Source organism: Streptomyces venezuelae (assembly GCF_008642275.1).
Taxonomy (GTDB): Bacteria; Actinomycetota; Actinomycetes; order Streptomycetales; family Streptomycetaceae; genus Streptomyces; species Streptomyces venezuelae_E.
Genome location: NZ_CP029189.1, coordinates 623,058 through 645,606 on the forward strand (window position 1 = coordinate 623,058; position 22,549 = coordinate 645,606).

Annotated in this window: 20 protein-coding genes; 8 read left to right on the forward strand and 12 right to left on the reverse strand. The window is 73.0% G+C overall.

The window, feature by feature from the left end; genetic code table 11:
• The first annotated feature begins 528 nt into the window (after positions 1-528).
• Positions 529-1,254 (forward strand): dienelactone hydrolase family protein, encoded by a 726-nt coding sequence (locus DEJ51_RS02780; RefSeq protein WP_150255951.1) that lies wholly within the window; start codon positions 529-531, stop codon positions 1,252-1,254.
• A gap of 57 nt (positions 1,255-1,311) precedes the next feature.
• Here DEJ51_RS02780 and DEJ51_RS02785 read toward each other — a convergent pair whose 3' ends face one another.
• On the reverse strand, positions 1,312-2,010 hold the full coding sequence (locus DEJ51_RS02785; RefSeq protein ID WP_150255953.1) for a TetR/AcrR family transcriptional regulator: 699 nt from the start codon (positions 2,008-2,010) through the stop codon (positions 1,312-1,314).
• Between the two features lie 157 nt (positions 2,011-2,167).
• Here DEJ51_RS02785 and DEJ51_RS02790 point away from each other — a divergent pair, with 157 nt between their 5' ends.
• Positions 2,168-2,626 (forward strand): nitroreductase/quinone reductase family protein, encoded by a 459-nt coding sequence (locus tag DEJ51_RS02790; RefSeq protein WP_150255955.1) that lies wholly within the window; start codon positions 2,168-2,170, stop codon positions 2,624-2,626.
• A gap of 651 nt (positions 2,627-3,277) precedes the next feature.
• Here the strand turns inward: DEJ51_RS02790 and DEJ51_RS02795 are convergent.
• Positions 3,278-4,477, reverse strand: a complete 1,200-nt coding sequence (locus DEJ51_RS02795; protein WP_150261658.1) for a geranylgeranyl reductase family protein — start codon at positions 4,475-4,477, stop codon at positions 3,278-3,280.
• Between the two features lie 352 nt (positions 4,478-4,829).
• On the opposite strand from DEJ51_RS02795, the gene DEJ51_RS02800 reads away from it, so the two are divergent.
• Positions 4,830-6,194, forward strand: coding sequence for a dipeptidase (locus tag DEJ51_RS02800; RefSeq protein WP_150255957.1), 1,365 nt, complete (start codon positions 4,830-4,832; stop codon positions 6,192-6,194).
• A gap of 121 nt (positions 6,195-6,315) precedes the next feature.
• Entirely contained in the window at positions 6,316-7,020 is a 705-nt protein-coding gene (locus DEJ51_RS02805) for an MBL fold metallo-hydrolase (RefSeq protein ID WP_150255960.1), read from the forward strand.
• Between the two features lie 253 nt (positions 7,021-7,273).
• Here DEJ51_RS02805 and DEJ51_RS02810 read toward each other — a convergent pair whose 3' ends face one another.
• Complete coding sequence (locus DEJ51_RS02810; protein ID WP_190620162.1) at positions 7,274-8,311, reverse strand: NUDIX hydrolase; 1,038 nt, start codon at positions 8,309-8,311, stop codon at positions 7,274-7,276.
• Between the two features lie 189 nt (positions 8,312-8,500).
• Between DEJ51_RS02810 and DEJ51_RS02815 the strand changes: the two genes are divergently transcribed.
• Together DEJ51_RS02815 and DEJ51_RS02820 are read left to right on the forward strand one after the other, a co-directional pair.
• Positions 8,501-9,487, forward strand: coding sequence for a LacI family DNA-binding transcriptional regulator (locus DEJ51_RS02815; protein WP_223836129.1), 987 nt, complete (start codon positions 8,501-8,503; stop codon positions 9,485-9,487).
• Positions 9,488-9,758: 271 nt separating this feature from the next.
• A complete protein-coding gene (locus tag DEJ51_RS02820; protein ID WP_223835635.1) occupies positions 9,759-11,993 on the forward strand; it encodes a hypothetical protein in 2,235 nt (744 codons plus the stop codon).
• Between the two features lie 61 nt (positions 11,994-12,054).
• Here DEJ51_RS02820 and DEJ51_RS02825 read toward each other — a convergent pair whose 3' ends face one another.
• From DEJ51_RS02825 to DEJ51_RS02850, 6 genes are all read right to left on the reverse strand, one after another.
• Complete coding sequence (locus tag DEJ51_RS02825) at positions 12,055-13,353, reverse strand: DUF6986 family protein (protein WP_150255968.1); 1,299 nt, start codon at positions 13,351-13,353, stop codon at positions 12,055-12,057.
• A 183-nt stretch (positions 13,354-13,536) separates the two neighbouring features.
• Positions 13,537-15,060: a protein kinase domain-containing protein gene (locus tag DEJ51_RS02830; RefSeq protein ID WP_150255970.1), complete on the reverse strand. Its 1,524-nt coding sequence runs from the start codon at positions 15,058-15,060 to the stop codon at positions 13,537-13,539.
• A gap of 245 nt (positions 15,061-15,305) precedes the next feature.
• A complete protein-coding gene (locus tag DEJ51_RS02835) occupies positions 15,306-16,268 on the reverse strand; it encodes an electron transfer flavoprotein subunit alpha/FixB family protein (protein ID WP_150255972.1) in 963 nt (320 codons plus the stop codon).
• Between the two features lie 58 nt (positions 16,269-16,326).
• Positions 16,327-17,112, reverse strand: a complete 786-nt coding sequence (locus DEJ51_RS02840) for an electron transfer flavoprotein subunit beta/FixA family protein (RefSeq protein WP_030012969.1) — start codon at positions 17,110-17,112, stop codon at positions 16,327-16,329.
• A 200-nt stretch (positions 17,113-17,312) separates the two neighbouring features.
• Entirely contained in the window at positions 17,313-17,897 is a 585-nt protein-coding gene (locus tag DEJ51_RS02845; RefSeq protein WP_150255974.1) for a flavin reductase family protein, read from the reverse strand.
• A 279-nt stretch (positions 17,898-18,176) separates the two neighbouring features.
• The gene (locus DEJ51_RS02850) at positions 18,177-18,512 is read right to left on the reverse strand and encodes a thioredoxin family protein (RefSeq protein ID WP_150255976.1); all 336 of its coding nucleotides are present in this window, start codon (positions 18,510-18,512) and stop codon (positions 18,177-18,179) included.
• Between the two features lie 228 nt (positions 18,513-18,740).
• On the opposite strand from DEJ51_RS02850, the gene DEJ51_RS02855 reads away from it, so the two are divergent.
• Positions 18,741-19,463: a lysophospholipid acyltransferase family protein gene (locus DEJ51_RS02855; protein ID WP_030713622.1), complete on the forward strand. Its 723-nt coding sequence runs from the start codon at positions 18,741-18,743 to the stop codon at positions 19,461-19,463.
• A 70-nt stretch (positions 19,464-19,533) separates the two neighbouring features.
• Here the strand turns inward: DEJ51_RS02855 and DEJ51_RS02860 are convergent, their stop codons facing one another.
• Both DEJ51_RS02860 and DEJ51_RS02865 read right to left on the reverse strand, forming a co-directional pair.
• The gene (locus DEJ51_RS02860) at positions 19,534-19,944 is read right to left on the reverse strand and encodes a hypothetical protein (RefSeq protein WP_150255978.1); all 411 of its coding nucleotides are present in this window, start codon (positions 19,942-19,944) and stop codon (positions 19,534-19,536) included.
• Between the two features lie 150 nt (positions 19,945-20,094).
• The gene (locus DEJ51_RS02865) at positions 20,095-20,658 is read right to left on the reverse strand and encodes a CGNR zinc finger domain-containing protein (protein ID WP_150255980.1); all 564 of its coding nucleotides are present in this window, start codon (positions 20,656-20,658) and stop codon (positions 20,095-20,097) included.
• A gap of 81 nt (positions 20,659-20,739) precedes the next feature.
• Between DEJ51_RS02865 and DEJ51_RS02870 the strand changes: the two genes are divergently transcribed.
• A complete protein-coding gene (locus DEJ51_RS02870; protein ID WP_150255982.1) occupies positions 20,740-21,993 on the forward strand; it encodes an MFS transporter in 1,254 nt (417 codons plus the stop codon).
• Here DEJ51_RS02870 and DEJ51_RS02875 read toward each other — a convergent pair.
• The gene (locus tag DEJ51_RS02875; RefSeq protein ID WP_150255984.1) at positions 21,929-22,528 is read right to left on the reverse strand and encodes a transglutaminase-like domain-containing protein; all 600 of its coding nucleotides are present in this window, start codon (positions 22,526-22,528) and stop codon (positions 21,929-21,931) included. The two genes, DEJ51_RS02870 and DEJ51_RS02875, sit on opposite strands and share 65 nt — an antisense overlap.
• Positions 22,529-22,549 lie beyond the last annotated feature (21 nt).

The following is a 22,549-nucleotide window of genomic DNA, read 5'->3' on the forward strand; positions in this document are numbered from 1 at the left end:
TGCGTCCTCCGGTCGTCCTCGCCCGGCCGTCCCTCGGCACCGATCGCCACATCCACATTACGAAGAGCCTCCCGACCTGCGGAAAGGCCGGTGGTCATGCCCCTAATCAGCGGTCTGTCGATGCCTCCGGAGCTGGTGACACCACCCCCCAGGCCATGCGATCGACAGGGGGAGAAAGTCATGCCAACTCCGGAGGCCGGGCGCCCCATTGCGGGGCCACCAAGAAGGTAATGGGGAGGAGGACGGCCCGTCGCGGCTCGACCAGGAGCGTCTGGGAGTCCGGCCCCCGGCCGTCGAACGGGCTGCGCACGGCGGAGGGGGGCGCGGCGGTGGCGGTCGGCCTGGCAACGGCGGGCGAGGACGGCCCGACGGGCGCCTTCTGTGCCGAGGACGGGCCGATTCCCCGGTGAGGCCGTCTGCCGACAGGGGTGGAGGTGGACGGGTCCGCGTGGCGTGCTCGGGACGGACTGCTCTGCCGTCGACGAACACCACCCCGATCGGGCGCAACGGTCATTACCGTCCTGTCGTATGACGACGATCACGACCCGTACGGTCGAATACCCGGCCGACGACCTGACGATGACCGGATACCTCGCACTCCCGGCCGGTGCCGGGCGCCGACCCGCGGTCCTGATCGGACCCGAGGGGATGGGGCTCAGCGATGCCGAGCGCCGACGGGCCGACGCTCTCGCCGAACTGGGCTACGTGGCGCTGGCCTTCGACCTCCACGGCGGACGGTACCTGGCGGACCCGGAGGCAATGCTGGCCCGTTGCATGCCGCTGCTCGCCGACCCCGACCGGATGCGGGGAATCGGTCACGCCGCACTCGACGTGTTGCGTGCCGAACCGCGGGCCGACCCCGACCGGACCGCCGCCATCGGCTACGGCACCGGGGGCGCGATCGCACTGGAACTCGGTCGTGACGGCGTCGACCTGCGCGCGATCGGGACGGTCAACGCGCTGACCACGGGCCGACCGGGCGAGGCGGCACGCATTCGCTGCCCCGTATGGGCCGGGGTCGGATCGGAAGACCCGATCATGCCGCCCGCGCAACGGGTGGCGTTCGCCGAAGAGATGCAGGCCGCAGGGGTCGACTGGCGCCTGGTGGTCTACGGCGGCGCCTTGCACGCCTTCCACCACCCGCCGGTCGACCACACCACGGTCCCGGGCGTCGGCCACCACCCGCGGCACGCACAACGAGCCTGGCGTGACGTCGTCGCCCTGCTCGCCGAGTGCCTGCCCGTCACGGATTGATCCGACCGGCTCCTGACACCGCTCCGGCCCGCCGCCGTACGCGCGTGCGGCCTCCCGTCACACGGCCGGCAGTCCGACCCCGTGCGCGAGCTGGTCCGCGGCGTGCGCGAAGAAGGTGGCGCGGTCCTCGACGACCCGGTTGAACTGGCCGAACAGTTCGGAGGACACCAGCCCCACCAGCTGCGCCCAGGAGGCGACCAGAGCGGCGGTGACCGCCGGGGGCAGGCCCTCGGCGAAGTCTGCGGTCATCCGGTCGGCCTCGGGGCGCAGGGCGGGCGGCAGCGGCGGGAGGGCGAGGCCGGGGCCCTCGTACGCGGCGCGGAGGATGCCGATGAGGGTGTTGGCGACGCGGGAGGCCGGGCCCACGGTGTCGACGGGGGCGCTGTAGCCGGGAACCGGGGAACCGTAGATGAGGGCGTACTCGTGCGGGTGCTCCAGTGCCCAGGAGCGGACGGCCTCGCAGACGCCGATCCAGCGGGTGCGGGGCGGCGCCCCGGCGGCGCGGGCGCCGGCGTCGGCCGCCTCGGCGGCCGCGCCGATGCTGTCGTACGCGTCGATGATGAGGGCGGTGAGCAGGTCGTCCCGGCTGGGGAAGTACCGGTAGAGGGCGGAGGAGACCATGCCCAGTTCACGGGCGACGGCGCGCAGGGAGAGCTTCGCGGCGCCCTCGGCCGCGAGCATGCGGCGGGCCTCGTCCTTGATGGCGGCGGTGACCTCGATGCGGGCCCGCTCCCTGGCCCCTCGCACGGTGTTCATGCGGGTCAGTCTGCCACGGGAACGGAGCACTGCCCAGAAAACGGACCGCCGCTCCACTGCGAGAGCACTGCTCTTGTTTTGGCGCACCGATCCGTGCACACTGCTCTCAGGCGAGAGCAGTGCTCTCACATTGAGGAAAGCGGCCCCGGAGGTCACGATGAACGCGCCCACCCCGTACTACGCCCAGGCCACCCGGTTCGAGACCCGCTTCAACGCGCTCTTCGGCAGGCTGGCCCGCTTCGGCATCAGCCTGGCGGGCACCGCCGAGCTGTCGGTACGCGGCCGCACGTCCGGCGAGATGCAGCGGATCCCGGTCAACCCGCACACCTACGAGGGCGCCCAGTACCTGGTCTCTGCCCGCGGCCACTCCCAGTGGGTCCGCAACATGCGGGTGGCGGGCGGCGGCCAGCTGCGCGTGGGGCGCAAGGTGCGCGCGTTCACCGTCACCGAGATCACCGACCCGGCGCAGAAGGCCGACATCCTGCGCGCCTACCTGGAGAAGTGGGGCTGGGAGGTCAACCGGTTCTTCCAGGGAGTCACCGCCACGTCCTCCGGCGCCGAACTGCGGGCGGCCGCCGACGACCACCCGGTCTTCCGGATCACGGTGACCGGCTGACCCGGCTGACCCGGCTGACCCGCTGCCCGGGCGACGGCAACCGTCCGCGCGACAGCGCCCGTCCGCGCGACAGCGCCCGTCCGCACGGCGGCGCGCCGTCCGCACGGCGACGGGCCCGTCCGCACGGCCACAGGCCCGTCCCGACGGCGACGGCTCGGTCCGGACCGGTTCGGGCGCAGCCCGTCCACCAGCCGCTCCCACGCGTGATGCCGCCACAGCCAGAGCGGCAGCTCCCGGTGCGGAACGAACGACCACAGGTCGTCGTCGGCCCCGTTGCCGCGTGGACAGCGACGCAGCAGTTCCAGACAGCGCCGGTCCACCGTGCGGTGGAGCCTCGCCACATGTGCCGGGGCGATGACCCCCTGTCGGCGGACCTCCCGGTCCGCCGACTCCAACGCCCGCGCGACCAAGGGGAGCACAGCCCCCGGGTCGGCGTGGTTGAGGGCGAGCCCGATCACCACCACCCCGGCGTTCGGCTCGCCGCGCTCGAACGCGGCGAGGACGGCATCCGGCCGGTCCACCCCCAGCAGGTTCCTGCCGCCCCGCCGGTCGTCGCCACCGTCGCCGCCGGCCGGGCGGGTACCCGTACCGCTGTCCGGGCCCGGGCCGTCGGCCTCGGCTTCGCCGATCCCGCCCACGACGGACGGGGCCTCAGCCCTTGCCGCCGCTGCGGGCCGCCGCCTGCCGGGCGTCCATCATGTGCAGTGCCTTGCGCGCCAGCGGGTACGTACGCACCAGCTCGGCCAGCGTCGTCGAGCCCCGCGTGATCCGGGCGAACGCCCGCCACGCCGGACCGAAGCCGGTGATCGCCGCGTGCAGCAGCCGCGGCTTCGCCTCGAAGAGGTTCAGCATCCGCGTGCCGACCCCCATCTCCACGCCCAGCCCGGCCTTCACCGCGAAGGCGTAGTTGAGGGCCTGGCGGCGCGCGTCCACGGCGTCCTGCGCCTCGGAGATCTTCACCGCCCACTCCCCCGCCAGCCGCCCGGAACGCAGCGCGAAGGAGATGCCCTCCCGGGTCCACGGCTCCAGCAGTCCGGCCGCGTCGCCCGCCACCAGCACCCGGCCGCGCGAGAGCGGCGAATCGGGCTTGCGGCAGCGGGTCAGGTGCCCGGAGGAGACGGCCGGTTCGAAGCCGGCGAGTCCGAGCCTGGCGATGAAGTCGTCCAGGTAGCGCTTGGTCGCGGCGCCCTCGCCCTTGGCCGAGATGACCCCGACGGTCAGGGTGTCGCCCTTGGGGAAGACCCAGCCGTAACTGCCGGGCAGCGGGCCCCAGTCGATCAGCACCCGCCCCTTCCAGTCCTCCGCGACCGTCTCGGGGACGGGGATCTCCGCTTCCAGCCCGAGGTCCACCTGGTCCATCTCCACCCCGACGTGCGCGCCGATCCGGCTCGCACTGCCGTCCGCGCCGACCACCGCGCGGGCCAGCACGGTCTCGCCGTCGGCGAGCACCACGGCGACGGTGCGCCGGTCGGGAACGGCCGCCCCGTGCTGCTCGACGCGGGCCACGGCCGTACCCGTACGGACGGTGGCGCCGGCCTTCTCCGCCTCGGCGACCAGCCCGGCGTCGAACTCCGGGCGGTTGATGAGCCCGAACAGCATGTGCTTCGAGCGGCGGGTACGGGTCAGCTTCCCGTCCATCGAGAAGGTGACCGCGTGGATACGGTCCTTGAGGGGCAGCACGAAGCCCGGGGGCAGGGCGTCGCGCGAGGGGCCGATGATGCCGCCGCCGCAGGTCTTGTAGCGGGGCAGCTCGGCCTTCTCCAGCAGCAGGACGCGCCGCCCGGCCGTCGCCGCCGCGTACGCGGCCGAGGACCCGGCAGGTCCCGCCCCGACCACGACCACGTCCCACACCTCGCTGGTCTCCCCGGCCGCCTCGTCGCCCGCCCGCCGGGCGTCCTGCCCCGCGCCCACGCCCTCGCCCGGGCCCATGCCTGCGTCCGCGCCCGCGTCCATGCCCGCTCCTGCGTCTGCGCCCGCTCCTGCGTCCGTGCCTGCGTCGCGTACGTCGTCGTCGCTGCTCACGATGTGTTGCTGCTCCTGATCACCCGGTTGCTCCGATGCCGGGGAAATCCTACGGCGAGACACCGCCCCGTCCCGCTGTGCGAGGATCAAGACTGTCTTTCGCCGTACCCGGCATACGCACACCCCGCGGATGCGGGCGGCGTACACGGAGAACAACGTCGCACCCAAAAGGAGCGTGCCCATGTCCCAGAATCCGATCGCCGAGACCGTCGCCTCGCTGATGCCCCGCGCCAAGCAGGAGCTGACCGAGCTGGTGGCCTTCCAGTCGGTGGCGGACTGGGCGCAGTTCCCCAAGAGCGAGAGCGAGGCCGCCGCGAACTGGGTGGCCGACGCCCTGCGCGTCGAGGGCTTCCAGGACGTGGCACTGCTCGACACCCCCGACGGCACCCAGTCGGTCTACGGTTTCCTGCCCGGCCCCGAGGGCGCGCCGACCGTGCTGCTGTACGCGCACTACGACGTCCAGCCGCCGCTCGACGACGCGGCCTGGACCTCGCCGGCCTTCGAGCTGACCGAGCGCGACGGCCGCTGGTACGGGCGCGGCTCGGCCGACTGCAAGGGCGGGTTCATCATGCACCTGCTGGCGCTGCGCGCGCTGAAGGCCAACGGCGGTGTGCCGGTGAGCGTGAAGGTGATCGTCGAGGGCTCGGAGGAGCAGGGCACCGGCGGCCTCCAGCAGTACGCCGAGGCGCACCCGGAGCTCCTGGCCGCCGACACCATCGTCATCGGCGACGCGGGCAACTTCCGCCTCGGCCTGCCGACGGTGACGGCCACGCTGCGCGGCATGTGCCTGGTCAAGGTGAAGATCGACACGCTCGGCGGCAACCTGCACTCGGGCATGTTCGGCGGCGCCGCTCCCGACGCGCTGGCCGCGCTGATCCGCGTACTCGACTCGCTGCGCGCGGAGAACGGTTCGACGACCGTGGACGGGCTCGCTTCGGACGAGGTGTGGGACGGCCTGCAGTACCCGGAGGCCGCTTTCCGTGCCGACGCGAAGGTGCTGGACGGTGTCGAGCTCATCGGTGAGGGTTCGATCGCGGACCGGCTGTGGGCGCGCCCGGCCGTCACGGTGCTCGGCATCGACTGCCCGCCGGTGGTCGGCGCCACTCCGTCGGTGCACGCGAGCGCCGGCGCGCTGATCAGCCTGCGGATGCCGCCGGGCATGGACACCGCCGCGGCCGTCAAGCTGCTGCAGGCCCACCTTGAGGCGCACACCCCGTGGAAGGCACGCCTCGAACTGGAGGTCGTCGGCCAGGGTCAGCCGTTCCAGGCGGACACCGACAGTCCGGCGTACGCGTCGATGCGCGCGGCCCTGGAGGCCGCCTACCCCGGCCAGGAGATGCAGATCAGCGGCATGGGCGGGTCGATCCCGCTGTGCAACACGCTGACCTCCCTGTACCCGGAGGCGGAGATGCTGCTGATCGGGCTGAGCGAGCCGGAGGCGCAGATCCACGCGGTCAACGAGAGCGTGTCGCCGCAGGAGCTGGAGCGTCTGTCGGTGGCGGAGGCCCTCTTCCTCGTCAACTACGCGGAGTCCAAGCGCGCCTGACCCCTGCTCAGCGGGCGGTGCCGGCCGTCGTGTGTACGCCCAGGGCGCAGTGCGCCCTGGGCGTACTGCGCTCCCGGTGAACTCCGCGCCCGCGGGGCCCCGTCGTCCCTACGTTGACCGTATGGATCTCGTAGAAGTGCTCCCGAACCAGCTGCACATGCTCCGCTTCTCCCTCGGCCAGGCCTATCTCTGGCAGGACGGGGAAGCCCTCACCCTGATCGACGCCGGCCATGCCGGATCGGCGGAGGAGATCGAGGGGGCGATGCGCTCCCTCGGTGCGACGCCGGAACGGCTGGAGCGGATCGTCCTCACCCACTGCCACGACGACCATGTCGGTGCGGCCGGTGAGCTCGCCGCCCGCTGGGGCGCACAGGTGCTGGCGCACCGCCTGGACGCGCCGGTGATCCGGGGCGAGCAGCCCGTTCCCGAACCGGTGCTGCTCGACTGGGAGATCCCGCTGCACACGCACGCCCTGGCCACCGTCCCCCAGGCTCCGCCCACCCAGGTCGACCGGGAGCTGGAGGACGGGGACGTGCTGGGGTTCGGGGACGGGGCGTACGTCGTCCACGCGCCGGGCCACACGGACGGCAGCATCGGCATCCACCTCCCGCGCCACGGTGTGCTGTTCACGGGGGACTGCGTCGCCGCCGTGGGCCCGCTGATGCTGGGCGTCTTCAACGTGGACCGGCCCCGGGCGATCACCACCTTCACGCGCCTGGCCTCGCTCGCCCCGTCGGTCGCCTGCTTCGGCCATGGCGATCCGCTGACGGAGAACACGGCCGGGGCCCTCGCGAAGGCGGCGCTGGAAACGGCCGCTTCCGGCTGAGACCCCGCGCCGGTCCGCTCCGGCCCGGCCCCTCGGGCCCCCCGGGCCCCTCGGGCCCCTCGGGCCCCGGCACGGCCCAGCGGCGGTGGTTCCCCGGGCGTGGTGCCGGAGGATCGTGCGCACGGCAGTGCGGTCGTGTCGAGCAGGGCGGGGCGGGGCGGGGACGGGGCGCGCCAGTGGTGGACCAGCGGCGCACCTCGGCCAGGGGGTCGGCGAACCCCGTCCCGGCCCTGCGTCCGCCGGAGCGGCCGGATCAGCCGGTGGGGACGCCCGCCTCCAGGTAGAGGGGGCGGCCGCGTTCGCGGGCGCGCAGGGCCCAGCGCAGGCGTTCGTAGCGGTGCGGCGGGAGCAGAGCGGCGGCCTCGTCCTCCGTGACGAAGCGCCAGGCACGCAGTTCCGGACCGGGCAGCCGGAGCGCGGCCGTCGCCTCGTCCGAGAGACGGCCGCCGTCGAAGAGCAGGCGCAGCCCGCCGTAACCGGGCGGCTGGGGCGGCTCCCAGTCGACCACGAGCAGCCCGGGGGCCCGCTCCAGTACGACGCCCAGTTCCTCCGCGACCTCCCGTACTCCCGCGTTCGCGGGTGCCTCGCCCGCTTCGACGACTCCCCCCGGGAACTCCCAGCCCGCCTTGTACGTCGGGTCCACCAGCAGCACCCGGTCCTGCTCGTCGAAGAGCAGCACCCCGGACGCCACGGTCTCACGGGTGGGCTCCGGTGTCTGGACGATGTCGCAGACCTTCGCCTCCTCCGAGCGGACGGCCTCGGCGATGCGCTCCGCCGTCTCCCGCGGGGTCAGCGCCCCGTTGTCGACGACGTGCGCGTCACCGGTGAGCCAGCCGAGGGCCTGCTGGTAGACCGGTAGGTGGTCGTACGCCCACTGGCGGACCCGGAGGTCGACCTCGGCGGGTTCCCCGGCTTCCCGCCGTGTCGCGATCCGCTCCCGAAGGATCGTTTCTGCAGGAGCCAGCAGCACATGCCTCACGGGGATCCGCCGGGCCGCCAGCCCGCCGAAGATCTCGTCCCGGTACTCCTGGCGCAGCAGCGTCATCGGTACGACGAGCACCCCGCCCAGTTCGGCGAGCATGGCCGCGGCCGTGTCCACCACCAACCGGCGCCAGCTCGGCAGGTCCTGGTAGTCGGTGACCTCCGCCAGTCGCTTGGGCGGCAGCAGCACGCGCAGCGCGTCGCCGACGAGCTCCGGGTCGAACAGGGTGCTGTCCGGGAGGAGTCCGGTCAGTTCGCGGGCCGTGCTGGTCTTTCCGGCGCTGAACGTGCCGTTGATCCAGACAATCACGTCTACCCCTTTCCCCATGGCTCGTCCGGAGCCCCCAGTGGCTTGCCCGCCCCACCCTGCCACGGAAACCTCACGATCGGCCCAGTGCTTATGCTCAAGGTCACAGCCCTGCACGTGAGCCCCGGAGGATTCGCCACCGTGCCCCACAACCGCCGCCCGTCCGAGCCCCGCTACGGCAACCGGCCGACCATGAAGGACGTGGCGTCCCAGGCGGGCGTCGGCCTGAAGACGGTGTCGCGCGTGGTCAACGGTGAGCCGGGGGTGACCCCCGAGACCGAACGACGGGTCCAGGCGGCCATCGAGGCCCTCGGCTTCCGCCGCAACGACAGTGCCCGGGTGCTGCGCAAGGGCCGTACCGCCACCGTGGGCCTGGTCCTGGAGGATCTCGCCGACCCCTTCTACGGCCCGCTGAACCGGGCGGTGGAGGAGGTGGCCCGCGCGCACGGGGCACTGCTCATCAACGGCTCCAGCGCCGAGGACCCGGACCGGGAGCGGGAGTTGGCACTCGCGCTGTGCGCCCGCCGGGTGGACGGGCTGATCGTGATCCCCGCAGGCGACGACCACCGCTATCTGGAGCCGGAGATGCGGGCCGGGGTGTCCACGGTGTTCGTGGACCGGCCGGCGGGGCGGATCGACGCGGACGTGGTGCTGTCGGACAGCTTCGGCGGTGCCCGGGGCGGGGTGGCCCACCTGATCGCGGGGGGCCACCGCCGGATCGGTTTCATCGGCGACCACCCCCGCATCCACACGGTGGCCGAGCGGCTGCGCGGCTACCGCTCGGCGATGGCCGACGCGGGCCTGCCGGTCTCCGACTCCTGGATCTCGCTCGGGTCCACGGCCCCGGAACGGGTCGCGGCGGCGGCCGGGGCGATGCTCACGGGCCCCGACCCGGTGACCGCCGTCTTCGCCGGCAACAACCGGGTGACGGTGACCGTCGTACGGGTCCTCGCGGCGTACGCCCGGCCGGTGGCGCTGGTCGGCTTCGACGACTTCGAGCTGGCCGATCTGCTCCGCCCGGGCGTCACCGTGGTCGCCCAGGACCCGGCGGCCCTGGGCCGGGTGGCCACGGACCGCCTCTTCCAGCGCCTCGCGGGCGCGGACCTGGCCCCGGCCCGCATCGAACTCCCCACCCGGCTGATCCCCCGCGGCTCGGGCGAGATCCCTCCCACGAACTGAGGTTCGACCACGGCGGGGGCGCCGCCAGGCGCGCGAACGCGCACCGCACCACGCGCACGCAGCGCTTTCGTACGCGCAGGCGCCCACCCGGTGGGGGACGGCCGAACACCTGAATCGCGCACCCATTCGCCTTGCCCCGCAAGGGATTTGACGCTCCGTCGGCCGTCTGCCAGCGTCATCGGTCCCGGAACAACGGGGAACAACCGGAGGCGCCATGGGCCCGCAGTACACCGCACAGAAGAGCCGGAGCCAGGGGCGCGAGGGGTGGTCCGTGATCTTCCGCCACCCGGTGCGCCTGGACCCTTCCACGGGCCGCCCGGGCAGAAGGGTGCGGCGCGGACTGGGCACGGCGGTGGACGCCGAGGCGGACGCACTGGTCGACCAGCTCAACGAGATCCTGCGCACGCAGTCCCTCTGGGAGCCGCACCTGCGCCAGCAGGCCGCGAAGCTCTTCGACAGCCGTGTGGTGGACGTGTTCTACGAGGACCTGGAATCCACCCGGACCGACTTCCGGAAGATCCGGGACGACCTCCTCGCGCTGCCCACCGCCTCCGAGGGCTACAAGCACGTCCTGCTCGTCGGCACGACCGGCGCCGGCAAGACCACCGTCGTACGACAGCTCCTCGGTACGGACCCCGAGACGGAGCGGTTCCCCTCCACGTCGACCGCCAAGACCACCGTGGCCGACACCGAGATCGTGCTGACCGAAGCCGGGCCGTACCGCGCCGCCATCACCTTCGCCGGCCGTGACGAGGTCATCGACCACCTCACGGAGAACGTCTCGGCCGCCGCGCTCGCCCTCTTCCAGGGCAAATCCGAAGAAGACGCCCTCCGGCGCCTCGTGGACCACGTGAACCAGCGTTTCCGCTTCAGCTACGTCCTGGGACGGCCCGAGGTCCCGACGGACGGCGACCACCTCGGCGATGACGACGAGGACGAGTTCGACGAGGACGAGTTCGACGACGCCGGAGAGGGCGGGGCCGAGGACGTACTCGGCCCCGCCGACCTGAAGGTCATCGACCCGGCCGCCACGGTGGCCCTGCTCGTCCAGACCCTGCCCCGGCTGCGCGCCATGGTCGAGAAGTGCACCGTCAGCGCACGCGAGGAGCTGGGGGCCACCGACAAGGACGCCAGGGTCGTCGAGGAGGTCGTGGAGGAGACGCTCGACACCTCCCTTCGCGCCCTGGAGGAGTTCCACGCCGTCGTCGACGGCCTGCTGCACGAGATCGAGCTCAGGTTCTCCCTGCTGACGGAGGGCGAGCTGCGCCGCACCCGTCAGGGATGGCCGCTCAGCTGGACGCTGGAGACCGAGGACCGCGCCGCGTTCCTGAAGACCGTGATGCGGTTCTCCAGCAACTACGCGCCCCTGTTCGGCAGGTTGCTGACACCGCTGGTGAACGGGATCCGGGTCGCCGGACCGTTCGTCCCGACCTGGGCGGAGGCGAGCGACCGCCTCGTCCTGATCGACGTCGAAGGCCTGGGCCACACGCCGAAGTCGGCGGCCTCGGTCTCCACCGATCTGGCGAAGCGCATCGACGAGGTGGACGCGATCCTCGTCGTCGACAACGCGACCGCTCCCATGCAGGCGGCTCCGGTCTCCGCCCTCAAGGCCGTCGCGGTGTCGGGCAACTCCGGGAAGCTGCATTTCCTCTTCACGCACTTCGACCACATGCGGGCCGACAACCTCCCCCGCTTCGCGGACCGCAAGCAGCATGTCCTCGCGTCGGTCGAGAACGTCCTGAACGCCATGGGGAAGGAACTCGGCCCGGTCGGCGAACGCGCCGTCCGCACCCAGCTCGAACGGCACTGCTACTTCGTCGGAGGCATGCACAGGCCGCTGGACGACTGCGGGAGGGAAGGGAAACGGACGGCCGGCCAGATGCGCTCCCTCAGTGCGGACCTGTCCGCCGACGAGGCGGCGCCGGACACCGGGCCGGCCCGGCCGGTCTTCGACCGCATGAACCTCTCCATCGCGGTCAGTGAGGCCTCCCGCAACTTCCACACCCGGTGGCGCGGGCTGCTCGGCCTGACGCACAACCCGGACGCCCCCAAGGAGCACTGGACACGGGTGAAGGCCCTCTCGCGGAGGCTGGCCGAGGGCCGCGACGAGTACGACTCCCTGCGGCCGGTCGCCGACCTGCGCACGGAACTCCAGGTGCAGATCTTCCTCCTGCTTCAGCGTCCGGTCCGCTGGGAAGGGGGCGCGCCGACCGAGGAGGAGCAGGGGGCGGTGATCGACGAGATCTCCAGTGCCGTGACCGGGAAGCTGTACGCACTGATCGACCAGCGTCTCAGGACCGACGTCCAGAACGCGTGGCTCGACGCCTACCGGCAGCACGGACCGAGGTCGACCTTCGCCCGGGCGCGCATCATCGACGCCGACGTGTTCGGCCGCGGGGCGCCCGTTCCGACCGCCGCCGCGTCCCCCGACCAGAACAGCTTCCTGAAGGCCGTGGCGGACATCGTGACCGAGGTGGCGGACCAGAACACGTTCGTCCTCGACTGAGGCCGGCACGCCACCGAGGCCCGTCCGGGAACGCCCCGGGCGGGCCTCGGTGGCGCCGTGATCAGTTGGTGGCCGTCAGGGTCGCCGAGCGGCGCGGGATGGCGAAGGCGTCCAGCTCCGCGCGGGTCAGGCCGGTGAGGGCGGTGACCTCGTCGGTGCCGACCGCGCCGCAGTCGAGGCCGCGGACCAGGTAGCCGGCCAGGGCCTTGGCAGTGGCCGGCTCGTCCATCACGTCGCCCTCGATCTTGGCGACGTACGCCTTCAGCCGCGCGGCGGCGGCCTGAAGGCCCTCGCGGTAGAAGGTGAAGACGGCCGCATAGCGGGTCGGCAGGTGGCCCGGGTGCATGTCCCAGCCCTGGTAGTAGGCACGGGCCAGGGCGCGGCGGGTCAGGCCGTAGTGCAGCTTCCAGGCCTCGTGGACGTGCTCGGTGGTGCCGATCGGCAGGACGTTGGTCGAGCCGTCCGAGACGCGCACGCCGGTGCCGGCGGCCGCGACCTGCATGATCGCCTTCGCGTGGTCGGCGGCGGGGTGGTCGCTGGACTGGTACGCGGCGGAGACGCCGACGCAGGCGCTGTAGTCGAAGGTGCCGTAGTGCAGGCCGGTGGCACGGCCCTTGGAGGCCTCGATCATCCGCGCGACCGTGGCGGTGCCGTCGGAGGCGACGATGGACTGGCTGGTCTCGATCTGGATCTCGAAGCCGATCCGGCCCGGGCGCAGGCCCCGGGCGGTCTCGAAGGCCTCAAGCAGCTTCACGAAGGCACTGACCTGCTCGGCGTAGGTGACCTTCGGCAGGGTCAGGACGAGGCCCTCGGGCAGGCCGCCGTGCTCCAGCAGGCCGGAGAGGAAGATGTCCGTGGTGCGGATCCCGCGGTCGCGGACGTTGGACTCCATGCACTTCATGCGGATGCCCATGTACGGCGCGTTGGTGCCGTTGGAGAAGGCCTCCGAGACGAGGCGGGCGGCGCGGGCCGCGGCCTGGTCCTCCTCCTCGTCGGAGCGGACGCCGAAGCCGTCCTCGAAGTCGACGCGGAGGTCCTCGACGGGCTCGCTGAGCAGCTTGGCGCGGACACGGTCGTAGACGGGTACGGCCAGGTCGTCGGAGATGCCGAGCACCTTGGCGAAGGTGGCGGCGTCCGGGGCGTGCTCGTCGAGGGCGGCGAGGGCCTGGTCCCCCCAGGAGCGGATGGTGTCCGCGGCGAACACGTCACCGGGTACGTAGACCGTGTGGATGGGCTGCCGGGTGCCGGGGTCGCCCGGGTAGTGGCGCGCGAGTTCCGCGTCCACCGGCGCGAGGGAGGCGCTGATGCCCTCGCTGACCGCGCCTGCGAGGCTCGTCGCCACCTTCTCCTGCTGACCCATCGTGCACTCTCCTCTTTTCCACTTCACGGAAGCTTAGATCCGCATAGCAGAATTTAGTCACGGGGTTCCGCTCCGTCAATGGTCCCCCCGCCGTCCGGGACAAACGACCCGGGGCTGCGCGGTGACAAACACCACACAGCCCCTTGGTCGGAGAGTACGCAGGTCAACGGCTACGGAGCCGGATCAGGCCGGGGCCGGGGCCGCCCGCAGGCGGGGAACGAACAGGGCCGTGACGAGGGCCGCGGCCGGCCACGCCGCCAGCCCCCAGCCCACCGCGGCGTAGACGGCTCTGCCGTCGGCCACCAGGAGGGCGGCGAACACCACGGCGTTGAACAGCCCGGACTCCGTACCGAGCCAGGCCACCCAGGGGTCCCGCCGGGCGACCGCGCCCACCAGCCCCCGGACGAAGTGGGCCAGGAACAGCAGCACGAACCCCGACAGGAGCAGGACCGGCACCCCCACCCACCACGGGGCCGGCGGCCAGTACAGCAGCAGCACCCCGATGAGGGCTCCGGCCGTCACCGCCGCCGCAACACCCCGGCTCTCCTCCTCGGCCACGTCGGCGGAACTCTTGGAGACGAGGAAGGCCAGCAGGCAGGCGAGGAGTGCGGCACCGAGCGTCCCGAAGGTCAGCGACCCCCATGCGCCCAGGACCACGAGCTGGGTGTACACCCCGGCGGCCGCGAGCACCGAGCCCCACAGGAGCCTCGGCCGTGTTCCGGGCACCGACGAGGCCGGAACCGGATGGCGGGACCCGGCACGCACGCGGGGGCCCGGCGCGGGCGCGTCGGAACCCAGGGCGCTCTCGGTGTCACGCCGGGGCGCCGGATCGGCGGCGGTCCGGGAGCGGGGCCCGGACCGGGCACCGCGCGCCGCCTTGCCCAACCGGTCGATCACCTGCTGCGCGTCGGCCGGTCGCGCCGCGGGCTCCTTGGCCAGCAGTTCCAGCACCAGCCGTTCCAGTCCCTCGGGCACTGCGGGCCGGAGGTCCCTGATGGGGGCGGGCTCGTCGGTGAGGTGCTGCGAGAGCACCGACAGCCCCGAGCCGGTGAACGGCGGCCTGCCCGCCAGCAGCTCGTACAGCATGCAGCCGAGGGAGTACAGGTCGCTGCGGCCGTCGATGCGGCCGTCGCCGCGCGCCTGTTCCGGGGACATGTAGGTCGGCGTGCCGATGGCCGCGCCGGTGGCCGTCAGAGCGGTCCCGGTCTCCTCGGCGAGGCGGGCGATGCCGAAGTCGCAGATGGTGACGTCGGCCTCGGCGGGCCCGTGGACCATGATGTTGGCCGGTTTGATGTCCCGGTGGACCACGCCGGCCCGGTGTGCCGCGGCCAGGCCCTCGCAGATCTGGACCGCCCACCGGATCACGGTGCCCGGGTCCACACCCGAGCGGTGGTCGTGCAGCACGGCGGTCAGGGGCCGCCCCCGCACCAGTTCCATCACGAGGAAGAGCACCGGGGTGCCGTCGACCTCGACCTCGCCGTGGTCGTGGACGGTCACGATCCGGGGATGGGCCAGGCTCGCGGCCATGCGGGCCTCTTTGCGGAACCGCTCCTCCAGGAGGCGGTCACCGGCCACGCCGCGGGAGATCACCTTGACCGCGACCTCCCGGTCGAGCCGCAGGTCCCGGGCCTGCCACACCTCGCCCATCCCACCGGCCCCGAGCCTGCGCCCCAGCCGGTAACGCCCCTCAAGTAACGCGCCCCGCATCGGACGAACTCCTCCCCGTTCCCGCGCCCTCCCCGGGCTGATCGCAGCCTACGCTCCTGGCCCGACCGCACGAGAGGGGTTCGGGGAGCACCCCCGCCCCGGGGGACGAGGAGGCCCGGCGCGAGACCCGGATACGACGAGGGCCTCCCGGTCCGGTGCGGACGTCACCGTCCGCACCGGCCCCGGAAGGCCCTCACTCGTTCGTGCACCCGGTACGCGTCGTGTTGCCGTCCCGGGGCGGGCGACTAGCCCTTGCGCGCCTTGATCTCCGCGGTCAGCTGCGGGACGACCGTGAAGAGGTCGCCGACGACGCCGTAGTCGACGAGGTCGAAGATCGGGGCCTCGGCGTCCTTGTTGACGGCCACGATGGTCTTCGAGGTCTGCATGCCGGCCCGGTGCTGGATCGCGCCCGAGATGCCGGAGGCGATGTACAGCTGCGGGGAGACCGACTTGCCGGTCTGGCCGACCTGGTTGGTGTGCGGGTACCAGCCGGCGTCGACGGCGGCACGCGAGGCGCCGACGGCCGCGCCGAGGGAGTCCGCGAGCTCCTCGATGATGCCGAAGTTCTCGGCACCGTTGACGCCACGGCCGCCGGAGACGACGATCGCGGCCTCGGTCAGCTCGGGGCGGCCGGTCGACTCGCGGGGGGTGCGGCCGGTGACCTTGGTGCCGGTGGCCAGGGCGCCGAAGGTGACGGCGAGCGCCTCGACGGCGCCGGCGGCCGGAGCGGCCTCGACCGGGGCCGAGTTCGGCTTCACGGTGATGACCGGGGTGCCCTTGGAGACGCGGGACTTGGTGGTGAACGACGCGGCGAAGGCGGACTGCGTCGCGACCGGACCCTCGTCACCCGCCTCCAGGTCGATGGCGTCGGTGATGATGCCCGAACCGATGCGGACGGCCAGGCGCGCGGCGATCTCCTTGCCCTCGGCGGAGGACGGGACGAGCACGGCGGCCGGGGACACGGCCTCGTACGCGGCCTGGAGCGCGTCCACCTTCGGCACCACGAGGTACTCGGTGAACTCGGGGGCGTCGGCGGTGAGGACCTTGACCGCGCCGTGCTCGGCGAGCACCGCGGCGGTGGCGTCGGCACCGGCGCCCAGCGCGACGGCGACGGGCTCGCCGATGCGGCGGGCCAGCGTCAGCAGCTCAAGGGTGGGCTTGCGGACGGCGCCGTCCACGTGGTCGACGTAGACGAGAACTTCAGCCATGGGACTGCTCTCCTGCGATTGCGAAGTGTCTGGGGGCTAAGAGGGGTGGCCGAGGTTCTTAGATGAACTTCTGGCCGGCCAGGAACTCGGCCAGCTGCTTGCCGCCCTCGCCCTCGTCCTTGACGATCGTGCCGGCGGTGCGGGCCGGGCGCTGCGCCGCGGAGTCGACCGCGGTCCAGGAGCCCTCGAGGCCGACCTCGTCGGACTCCAGGTCCAGGTCGGACAGGTCCCAGGACTCGACCGGCTTCTTCTTGGCGGCCATGATGCCCTTGAAGGACGGGTAGCGGGCCTCGCCCGACTGGTCCGTCACCGAGACGAGCGCGGGGAGGGAGGCCTCCAGCTGCTCGCTCGCGGTGTCGCCGTCACGGCGGCCGGTCACGGTGCCGTCCTCGACCTTGACCTCGGAGAGCAGGGTGACCTGCGGGACGCCCAGGCGCTCGGCCAGGATCGCCGGCAGGACGCCCATGGTGCCGTCGGTCGACGCCATGCCGGTGATGACCAGGTCGTAGCCGGCCTTCTCGATCGCCTTGGCGAGCACCAGCGAGGTGCCCATGACGTCGCTGCCGTGCAGGTCGTCGTCCTCGACGTGGATGGCCTTGTCGGCGCCCATCGACAGCGCCTTGCGCAGCGCGTCCTTGGCGTCCTCGGGGCCCACCGTCAGAACGGTGATCTCGGCATCGTCGGCCTCGTCGGCGATCTGCAGCGCCTGCTCGACGGCGTACTCGTCGAGCTCCGACAGCAGGCCGTCGACGTCGTCACGGTTGACGGTCAAGTCCTCGGTGAACTGCCGGTCGCCCGTGGCGTCGGGCACGTACTTCACACAGACAACGATCCTCAGGCTCACGCCGGCTCTCCTACCGCATCGTCTTTTCTGGTACCGCCTTATGCAGGCAGCATAGGCGCCTTGTCGGGCGGATCCCGGTCGGGGCGGCCCGCGCTCCGAAGGGAATGTTACTCGTCAGTACACCGTGGGTCCCGCCAAGTCGCAAGGCTGCCGAGCTGTGATCTGCCCAACGCCGTCCGACCCTTCCAAGCAGGGACGATTCAGTCGCGCAACGCGTTGAAGCGTCCCTGGTGGTACAGCAGCGGGCGGCCTTCCCCGGCCGGATCCCCGACGAGCGCCTCAGCGATGATCACACGATGTTCGCCGGCCGGCACACGCGCGGCCACCCTGCAGACCAGCCACGCCAGTACGCCGTCCAGCACCGGCACCCCGTGCGGACCGGTGACCCAGCCGGTCGGCGGACCGAAGCGGTCGGCTCCGCTGCGGGCGAACAGACCCGCCAGTTCCCGCTGGTGCTCGCCGAGTATGTGGACACCGAGGTACTCGCTGTCGCGCACCGCGGGCCAGCTGGAGGCCCCGGTGGAGATCGTGAAGGACAGCAGCGGCGGATCGGCGGAGACGGAGTTGAGCGAGGTGGCGGTGAACCCCACCGGCCGGCCGCCGTCCTGGGCGGTGATCACGGCGACCCCCGCGGCGTGCTGCCGGAAGACCGAGCGCAACAGGTCGGGTGAGCCGGCGCGGGTCGTTCCGGTGGCCGTTGCGCCGCCGGACCGGGGGGAAAGGGGGGAACGGGGGGACGGGGCCGTGGGGACCACGGGGGCCGTCGGGACTGTCGGAGCAGTCATCAGGGTTCTGCCTTCTGCCGCGGGACACGCGGGCACGGTCGGGGATCGGGGGCCGGGCTGTTCAGTGGCCCCGACAGCGCGCGCTCGCGTGGCGGACGAGGTCCACATGGACCCGCCCGTAGAGCAGGAGTTCATACCGCATACCGCCAGCGTGGCGATCTCCCGTGGACCCAGTCAAGCGGGATCGGGCAGATGTCAGGCGCGTCACTCTGTGTGCGGGCGCGCGCACCGGCGCCCCGACCCCCGCCGCATCGGGCCGCCCCGCGGCCTGGCCGCGCGTCACACCGCGGCCCCGAGGGCGGCGATCACGTCCGCCTTGCGCGGCATCCCGGCCGCCCGCCGCACGATCCGGCCACCGGAGTCCAGGACCAGCACGGTCGGGGTCTTCTCGATGCCGAGGGCCCGCACCAGTTCGAGCCGCTCCTCCGCGTCGATCTCGATGTGCGTCACCCCGTCCACCATCGCGGCGACGTCCGCGAGGATCCGCCGCGTGGCCCGGCAGGGCTGGCAGAAGGCGCTGGAGAACTGCACCAGGCTGGCCCGCTCCCCCGGCTCCGCACCCAGTTCGGCCGCACCCAGCCTGGTCCGCACGTCTTCCCGCCCCGGCACCCGCACTCCCCTCTCGGCATTCGTCCGCGTACGTCATCCTCGTACGCTCGTCCGTGGATCGGAGCGCCCCAGGGGGCCGCGGCATTCCCGGCGTGATGAGAATCTCCCCTGGCAGGGGCTTCTGGACTGGCCAGCGGGCCGCGTATGGGGCACGATCCCCATGGTCGCGTACCTACGCTTCCGTAACTTCCGGCCGGGAGCACCTCCCCAGGCAGAAAGCGGGGTCTCCCCACCATGGCTGAGCTCGTCTACCCTCCCGTGATCGGCGCCGCGCACGGACTCTTCCGCGCCCTGGACATCCGTATCGACATGAAGGGCACCGAGAACATCCCCCGCAAGGGCGGTGCGGTCCTGGTGTCGAACCACATCGGATACCTCGACTTCATCTTCGCCGGCCTGACGGCGCGGCCGCAGAAGCGCCTGGTCCGCTTCATGGCCAAGGAGTCGGTGTTCCGGCACAAGGTGTCCGGTCCGCTGATGCGCGCGATGAAGCACATCCCCGTCGACCGCAAGCAGGGCGAGGCGGCCTACCAGCACGCCCTGGACTCGCTGCGGGCCGGCGAGATCATCGGTGTCTTCCCCGAGGCGACGATCTCCCAGTCCTTCACGCTCAAGAGCTTCAAGTCGGGGGCGGCGCGCATGGCGCAGGAGGCCGGGGTCCCGCTGATCCCGGTGGCGCTGTGGGGCACCCAGCGGCTGTGGACCAAGGGCCGCCCGAAGAACCTCAAGCGCAGCCACATCCCGGTGACGATGCGCGTGGGCGAGCCCGTGGAGGCCCCGGCCGACCAGTACGCCGGCGCCATCACCCGCCGGCTGCGCGAGCGCGTGCAGGAGCTGCTGGACGCCGCGCAGCGCGCCTACCCGGACAAGCCGAAGGGCGCCGACGACTCGTGGTGGCTCCCGGCCCACCTGGGCGGTACCGCGCCGACGGCGGCCGAGGTCCGCGAGGCCGGCTGACCCCGCGTCCGGAACTCCGGCCTCCCGGACCGCAGAAGGTCCCGGAGTCCGGAGCACGGGTGGCCCGCCTTCAGTGCCGGGCACCGGTGGGGGGCTCGCACGGGGCGGCGAAGCACTGCCACTGCTGTCCCCGGTCCGGGACGTGCACCCCGCCGTCGTCGTTCCGGCCGGGACGGTGGCCGCCCCACTTGTCATGGCGGTCCCCCTTGCCGTGGTCCGGCTTGCCGTGGTGGTCCCCGTCCTCATGGCCGTCCGTCATCGGGCGGGTGCCGCCGGGGGGTTCGCACGGGGCGGCGAAGCACTGCCACTGCGGCCCCCCGTCCGGGACGTGCACGCCGCCACCGGTGCCGTCCGCCACGGCCCCGTGCGGCGCCGCCGGGGTGGCGGCGAAGCTGGTCGTGGGGACGAGCAGGCCTCCCGCCGCCATGGCGGTGGAGGCTACGAGCAGGGCGAGGCGTCGGGATCGAAAGCGGTGGGTCATGGCCGTTCTCCTCGTGAAGGAAGCCGGAATGGATCCCTCCAGTACGCCTCGCCGACCGCGTCCCGTCATGCCGCTGGATCTCGTGGCTTGACGCATCCGGGAGCCCGTGACCTCACGGCGACCCCGTCGGGATCCGGACGGCCCCCGCGGTCACCCCGGACCGCCGCCCTCCCGCTTCCGGCGGCGGTGGGCGGCGACCCGCGCCCGCGTGGCGCAGCCGCCGGAGCAGTAGCGGCGCGCGCTCCCCGGCCCGGTGGCGAGGAAGAACCGCCCGCAGCCCGCCGCGGCGCAGGCACCCCAGGCGATCCGCCCGTACTCCGTGAGCAGTTGGGCGAGCGCGAGGGCGCCCGAGGCGAGGAACCAGTCGCCCCAGCCGGCCTCCTCGCCCCGGTCGACGTGCAGGTGCCAGGGGTGGCCGTCGTGCCGGGTCAGCCGGGGGCGGGTGCCGTACTGCGCGAACAGCGCGTTGAGGGCCTCCGCTGCGCGGCCCTCGTCGCCCTCCCCGAGCACCTCCCCCATCCGCCGTGCCGCGGCGCGCAGTTCGGCCGCGCCCGCCTCGGGGAACGCCTCCTCCGTGAGGTCGGCGGGCCGCTCCCCGTGCCGGGCCAGCAGCTCCGCGAGGTCGGCGCGCGGCAGTTCGGGAGCCGCCCGGACCGCCTCGGCGAGGTCGATCAGCCGCCGGGCCGCCGAGAAGCCGTCCCGCGAGTCACCCATCCCCACATCCTTTCGCCCTACACCCACATGACGTAACGTCTTGAGCGTCTATCGCGTTACACCATACCGGGGAGGGGTTCCATGGGCGGTTTCGGGCGGTACCTGGCGGCGGCACTGGCCGCGCGCATCGCCTCGGAGGGCATGGGCATGGCGGTGGTGATGCTGGCCCTGGAGCGCACCGGGAGCGCGGCGCACGGGGCGTTCGTGCTGACGGCCTGGCTGGCCCCGCACGTGCTGGCGGCCCCGCTCGCGGGCGTGGCGGCGGCCCGCGCCCGCCGGCCGCGGCTGTTCCACGCCGGCGCCCTGGCCGGCTTCGCGACGGCCGTCGCGACACTGACCGTCCTGCTCGGCCGGGCTCCCGTACCGCTCGTACTGGCCGTGGCGGTGCTCGGCGGGTCCTGCGGGCCGATGGTGACGGGAGGACTCTCCAGCCTGATCACCGGCCTGGTTCCGGCGGGACCGGGCCGTGACCGGGCGTACGGCTGGGACGCCGCGACCTACAACGCGGCGGCCGTCACCGCGCCGGCCGCGGTCGGCCTGGTCGCCGCGTTGGGCTCGGCGGGGCCCGCCATGGCCGCCCTGGCGGCGTCCGGCGCCCTGGCGGCCATCCTGGCGGCCACCCTCCCGTACGAGGAGCAGGGCGCGGGCCAGGGCCCGGGCGCACCCCGGGCCGGGCTGGGCGCGGGGCTCGCGGCCCTGTGGCGGGTCCGCGAGCTGCGGGCGGTCACCTCGGCCACGACCCTGGGCTTCGTGGGCATCGGTTCGCTCACCACCGTCTCGGTGCTGCTGGCCACGGAGCTCGGCACCCCGGGCGGCGGGGGCGTGCTGATGACGGCGTTCGCGGTGGGCGCTCTCGGCGGGTCGCTCACGCTGGGCCGTGTCACGTCCGTGGAGTCCGGCCGGCTGGCGCGGTGGGCGCTGGCCGGGACCGGGGCCGCCCTCGCGGCGGCCGCGTGCGCCCCGTCGACGGCCGTGGCGGCGGCCCTGTTCGCGCTCGCCGGGGTGTGCGACGGGCCGCTGCTCACGGCGACGCTGCGGATCCGCGCGCAGTACGCGCCGGACGGGGCGCGGACCCAGGTGTTCACCCTGGGCGCGGGCCTGAAGATGACGGCGGCGTCGACCGGGGCGGCCCTGGTGGGGGTCGCGGCCGACGTACCCGCGGCGGCGCTGCTGACCGGGATCGCCGGACTGCTGCTCGCGGCGGCGCTCCTGCACACCCTCATGGCGGCGCCGAAGCCCGGACGGCCCGACCGGCCCGACCACGAGGGAGCTACAGGGACGTCGGGAGGCTCCGCCACGACCGCGGCCGGTCCGCGGACTCCTGAAGGGCCCTGAGCACGGCCGGGTGCGGGGCGGCGTAGAGCTCGGGGTAGTCGGTCTCACCGAGTTCCGGGCGTACGGGGAAGGCCAGTCGTTCCCGGTCGAGGTCGAACCGGGCGTCCACGCCGGGCTTGTTGCCGCGCGGATCGAGGCGGGACCAGCGCGCGGCGCCCGGCAGCCGCAGGGCGACGAGGCCGTGCACGACGGGGTTCGTGCCGTCGTCTTCGGTGAGGCGCTGGTAGCACAGGGCCCCCGGGATGCCCTGGGCGCGCAGCAGGGCGACGAGCGCATGGGACTTCGCGTGGCAGATGCCGTTGCGCGCGGTGAGGACGTCGGACGCGCGCCAGGTGACGCGCGGATCGCCGGAGTCGCCCGAGTGGGCGAGGGTGTCGCGGACGAACTCAAAGGCGGTCTTGGCGTATGAGTATGCGTCGCCGCTGGACGACCAGAGCGTGTCGGAGGTTTCCTGCACGACCGGATGCCAGTGGTCGATCGCCTCACTGGATGCCAGATAGGCGTGAATCTCAGGGATCTGCTGGATCAGCTGCATGGCCGGAGCATAGGAATACCC